General features: G+C 74.8%; 3 protein-coding genes. 1 reads left to right on the top strand and 2 read right to left on the bottom strand.

Annotation, left to right across the window (positions count from 1 at the left end):
• Positions 1-34: 34 nt before the first annotated feature.
• Entirely contained in the window at positions 35-2,503 is a 2,469-nt protein-coding gene (locus ACFU74_RS35880) for a Tex family protein (protein ID WP_380764322.1), read from the bottom strand.
• Between the two features lie 453 nt (positions 2,504-2,956).
• On the opposite strand from ACFU74_RS35880, the gene ACFU74_RS35875 reads away from it, so the two are divergent.
• Positions 2,957-3,922: an aminoglycoside phosphotransferase family protein gene (locus tag ACFU74_RS35875; protein WP_380764321.1), complete on the top strand. Its 966-nt coding sequence runs from the start codon at positions 2,957-2,959 to the stop codon at positions 3,920-3,922.
• 19 nt (positions 3,923-3,941) lie between these two features.
• Here ACFU74_RS35875 and ACFU74_RS35870 read toward each other — a convergent pair whose 3' ends face one another.
• A complete protein-coding gene (locus ACFU74_RS35870) occupies positions 3,942-5,117 on the bottom strand; it encodes an FHA domain-containing protein (protein WP_380764320.1) in 1,176 nt (391 codons plus the stop codon).
• Positions 5,118-5,216 lie beyond the last annotated feature (99 nt).

The following is a 5,216-nucleotide window of genomic DNA, read 5'->3' as shown; positions in this document are numbered from 1 at the left end:
GGACGGGTGTCCACCGGCCGCCCTGCTCGTCCGCTCAGCGCCGCCCGGAGCGGCGGTCGTCCGCCGGACCACCGCCGGCCAGGCCGGCCCGGCGCAGCGCGTCCGCCATGGCGCTGTTGCCCAGCGGCGCCGACCCGCCGCGGTCGCCCCGGTCACCGCGGTCGCGGCGGTCCTGCCCGCGCCCGCCGCCCTGGCTGCCCTGGCCACCGCCCTGACCGCCACCGCGCCGCTCCTGGCGCGGCGGACGGGCCTGCCGGTCACCGCCGCGTCCACCGCCCTCGCCGCCGCGGCCCACCTCGTCGTCCAGCCGCAGGGTGAGCCCGATCCGCTTGCGCGGCACGTCCACCGAGGTCACCCGGACGGTCACGATGTCACCCGGCTTGACCACCTCGCGCGGGTCCTTGACGAAGTTCTTCGACAGCGCCGACACGTGCACCAGGCCGTCCTGGTGCACGCCCACGTCGACGAAGGCGCCGAACGCGGCCACGTTCGTGACCACGCCCTCCAGCACCATGCCGACCTCCAGGTCGCCGATCTTGTCGACGCCCTCCTTGAAGGTCGCGGTGCGGAACGCCGGACGCGGGTCACGGCCCGGCTTGTCCAGCTCACCGAGGATGTCGGTGACGGTCGGCACGCCGAAGGTCTCGTCGGCGAAGTCGCCCGGCCGCAGGGTCCGCAGCTTCCCGCTGTTGCCGATCAGCTCGCGCAGCTCCCCGCCGGTGGCGGCGAGGATCCGGCGCACCACCGGGTACGCCTCCGGGTGCACGCTGGAGGCGTCCAGCGGGTCGTCGCCGCCCGGGATGCGCAGGAAGCCCGCGCACTGCTCGAAGGCCTTCGGGCCGAGCCGGGACACGTCCTTCAGCGCCTTGCGGGTGCGGAACGGGCCGTTGGCGTCACGGTGGGCGACGATGTTGTCGGCGAGCGTGCCGGTGACGCCGGAGACCCGGGTGAGCAGTGGGGCGGAGGCGGTGTTGACGTCCACGCCGACCGCGTTGACGCAGTCCTCGACGACGGCGTCCAGCGAGCGGGAGAGCTTCACCTCGCTCAGGTCGTGCTGGTACTGGCCGACCCCGATCGACTTGGGGTCGATCTTGACCAGTTCGGCCAGCGGGTCCTGGAGCCGGCGGGCGATCGAGACCGCGCCGCGGATCGACACGTCCAGGTCCGGCAGCTCCTGGGAGGCGAAGGCGGAGGCCGAGTAGACCGAGGCGCCGGCCTCGCTGACCATCGCCTTGGTGAGCTTCAGCTCGGGGTGGCGCTTGAGAAGGTCCTCGGCGAGCTTGTCGGTCTCCCGGGAGGCGGTGCCGTTGCCGATCGCCACCAGGTCGACGTCGTGCTTCTTCGCCAGCGCGGCCAGGGTCGCCAGCGCGGCGTCCCACTTGTTGGCGGGCTGGTGCGGGTAGATCGTGTCGTGGGCGACCACCTTGCCGGTGGCGTCCACCACGGCGACCTTGACACCGGTGCGGAAGCCCGGGTCCAGGCCCATGGTGGCGCGGGTGCCGGCCGGGGCGGCGAGCAGCAGGTCCCGCAGGTTGGCGGCGAACACGCGCACCGCCTCGTCCTCGGCCTCGGCGCGCAGCCGGCCGCGCAGGTCGATGCCGAGCCGCACCAGGATCCGGGTGCGCCAGGCCCAGCGGACGGTGTCGCCGAGCCACTTGTCGGCCGGGCGGCCGTGGTCGGCGATGCCGAAGCGGGCGGCGATCCGCTGCTCGTAGTCGCCGGCGCCGGGCAGGTCGCCGGCCTCCTCGCCGTCGTACGGGGACAGGTCGAGGTCCAGCACCTCCTCCTTCTCGCCGCGCAGCATCGCCAGGACGCGGTGCGAGGGGAGCCTGGTGTACGGCTCGGCGAAGTCGAAGTAGTCGGCGAACTTCGCGCCCTCCTGCTCCTTGCCCTCGCGGACGGTGGCGACCATCCGGCCGCGCGTCCACATCCGCTCGCGCAGCGAACCGACCAGGTCGGCGTCCTCGCCGAAGCGCTCGACCAGGATCGCCCGGGCGCCCTCCAGCGCGGCCGGCGCGTCGGCCACCGACTCGTTCAGGTAGCCCGCCGCCAGCGCGGCCGGGTCCTGCGCCGGGTCGGCGAGCAGGGTGTCCGCCAGCGGCTCCAGACCGGCCTCGCGGGCGATCTGCGCCTTGGTGCGCCGCTTCGGCTTGAACGGCAGGTAGATGTCCTCCAGCCGCGCCTTGGAGTCGGCGGCCAGGACCTGCGCGCGCAGCGCGTCGTCGAGCTTGCCCTGCGCCTCGATCGACTCCAGGACGGCGGTGCGCCGCTCCTCCAGCTCCCGCAGGTAGCGCAGCCGCTCCTCCAGGGTGCGCAGCTGCGCGTCGTCCAGCGAGCCGGTGACCTCCTTGCGGTAGCGGGCCACGAACGGCACCGTCGCGCCGCCGTCCAGCAGCTCGACCGCCGACTTCACCTGCCCCTCGCGGACGCCCAGTTCCTCGGCGATCTTCCGCTCGATCGCCTGCTGGGCCTGCTGGGCCGCCTGTTCGACTGGCGTGGTCACGAAGCCGGTCACCTTCTTCAGAGTTGCTGTCCGTACCCCCGCATTCTCGCAGCAACCCCCGACACCCGGCCCCGCCCCCACCACCCCGGGCGTGGCGCGCGGCGGTTCCCGTCCGCGCCCAGGACGCGTCGTCGACGGTGCGCTCCGGAACGCCGTCCGGGCCGAGCCCGATCAGCACGGTCTGCGATCCAGTACGGGTCGATCATCGCGCACCCCTCCTCGACCACCGGGCGGCGGTCCGTCCGCTCCGGCGCGGCCTCGGAGCGGATCGTCCGCTCGCCGCCGGTCAGCAGCGGGCCGGAGAACAACCGGAGGAGGGCGGCGCCCACCAGCGCGACCGCAATCCCGAGCGCCCCCCAGGAAACCCAACGCCTCCCCCGAATACTCATGTTCTCACCCTGGTGTTCGAAATCCGCCTGATCGCGGGGCCCCTCGCGGCGTACAGTGCCGGGCATGTGCGCAGCCGCTCGGACGCCCGACCACATGCACGACGACGCCCATCCGTACGACCACCCTCACGACCGTCTGCACGATCGCCTGCACGACGACGAACCCGCCATCGACACCGGCCTGGTACGGCGGCTGATCGCCGCCCAGTTCCCGCAGTGGAAGGGCCTTCCGCTCGCGCCCGCCGGGCTCACCACCACGGACAACGCGATGTTCCGGCTCGGTCCCGAACTCGCCGTCCGCCTCCCCCGGGCCGTCTGGGCCGCCGGGAACCTCGGGCGCGAGCAGCGCTGGCTCCCCCGCCTCGCCCGGCACCTGCCGGTGCCCGTCCCGGTGCCGGTCGGCCAGGGCCGGCCCTCCGTCGGCTACCCCTGGAGCTGGTCGGTGCTGCGCTGGCTGGACGGCGCCAACCCGGTCCCCGGATCGATCCCCAATCCCATCCAACTCGCCTACGACCTCGCCGACTTCATCACCGCACTGCGCTCCGTCCAGCCCGCCCCGGACGCCCCGGAGGCGCTCCGCGCGGGCCCGCTGGCCGCCCGGGACGCCGCCACCCGGGCCGCCGTCGGACGGCTGCGCGGGGTGATCGACACCGAGACGGCGACCGCGCTGTGGGACAAGGCCCTGCGGCTGCCCGAGCCCGCCGGGCCCCCGGTCTGGGTGCACGGCGACCTCACCCCCGGCAACCTCCTGGTCACCGGCCAGCGCCTGGGCGCCGTGCTGGACTTCGGCCTGCTGGGCGTCGGCGACCCGACCGTCGACCTGCTGCCCGCCTGGAGCCTGCTCCCGCCGAGCGCCCGCCCGGCCTTCCGCGCCTCCCTGGCCGTCGACGACGCCACCTGGGAACGCGGCCGCGCCTGGGCGCTGTCCATCGCCCTGGTCCAACTGCCCTACTACCGCACCACCAACCCGCCGCTGGCCGCCAACGCCCGGCACGTCGTCCGGGAGATCCTGGCGGACCGCAGCGTGTGAACACCGGAGAGCCGAAGCGTCAGAAGTAGCGCGTCGGCTCGGCGGCCCCCGGCGGCAGCGGGGTGCGGGCCGCCTCCGACTGCCAGGCGCCGGCCAGCTCCGCCGGGAAGCGGCGGCCGCTGCGGGTCAGCACCAGCCCGGGCGTCAACTCGACCTCGTCGCCCGGGCGGAAGGGCCGGTCGGCGCCCGGCGGGAGCCGCTCCCACGGACCCAGGTGTCCGCGCCGCCCGGCCGCACGCATCCGGCTGCCGTAGGTACTGGTGTCCCGCACCGTCACCGCGCCGCCGCGCACCGACACCGTCAGGTGCCGGCGGCTCACCAGCGCGGCCCGCTCGGCGGGCAGCAGGCCGAGCAGCGCGATGCCGTCCTCCGCCGCCCCGGGCGCCCGGCCGACGGCCGTCCGCGTCCCCTCGTCCAGCGTGAAGCGGGCCACGCACGCCCCGTCCAGCACCACCTTGACCTGGGCGGCCCCGGGCCGGGCGCCGTCGTCGAGCAGCGGCGTTCCGTGCAGTTCGCAGGTCGGCACGCCCCGGCGCATCCGGGGCAGCATCACCCGGCCGCCGCGGCGCGCGCTGTACAGGCCGCACCGGGTGTCCGGGCAGCGCCAGGCCCGCCCGACCACCTCGACCAGCGGCTGGCGGCCCGCCGTCAGCAGCCCCTGCTTCTTGAGCGCCGACAGTTCCATCTTCTTGGAGATCTCCGCGCCGGTCCGGTACCCCATGTCCAGCGGCACCAGCCGCACCGCACCCCGCCCGGCCGCCTCCGGCCGCAGGAACTGCCAGGTGTTGCCCTGGATCCACGGGTGCTCGATCCGGTGGTCGTCGTAGTGGTCGGCGGTGACCACCTGGATCCCGGTCATGCCGGCGATCTCCAGCACCCGCTCGTCGGCGTCCGGCACCTCCTCCACCAACCCCTCGGCCACCCACCGCGCCAGCGTCCGGGCGTCCGCCGCGTCCTCGAACTCCCGCCGCCCGCCCAGCAGGCTGCGGTCGGCCACGCAGTACACCGCCACGTCCCGGTCACCGGTCAGCCGCACCAGCGCGTCCACCACCAGCGCCAGCCGGTGCAGCGAACGCGGCGCGGAGCCGCCGAAGTCCGTCCGCCGGACGACGTTGGAGAGCTCGACCAGGTAGTCCGCCCGGTCCGCGGACGTGGCGAGGTTGCGGTCGAGGGCGCGGTGGGGACGGTGCTCCATGGAACCTCCGTGCGGTCGGCGGGCCTTCCCATCATGACCCAGCGCCCACGGCCACGGACCCGCAACAGCGATAAACCGGCGCCGCCCCGGGAACCGGAG

It is taken from the genome of Kitasatospora sp. NPDC057500 (assembly GCF_042802195.1).
Lineage (GTDB): Bacteria > Actinomycetota > Actinomycetes > Streptomycetales > Streptomycetaceae > Kitasatospora.
Note: the sequence above shows the minus strand (reverse complement) of the source record. Positions and strands in the feature narration are given on the sequence as shown.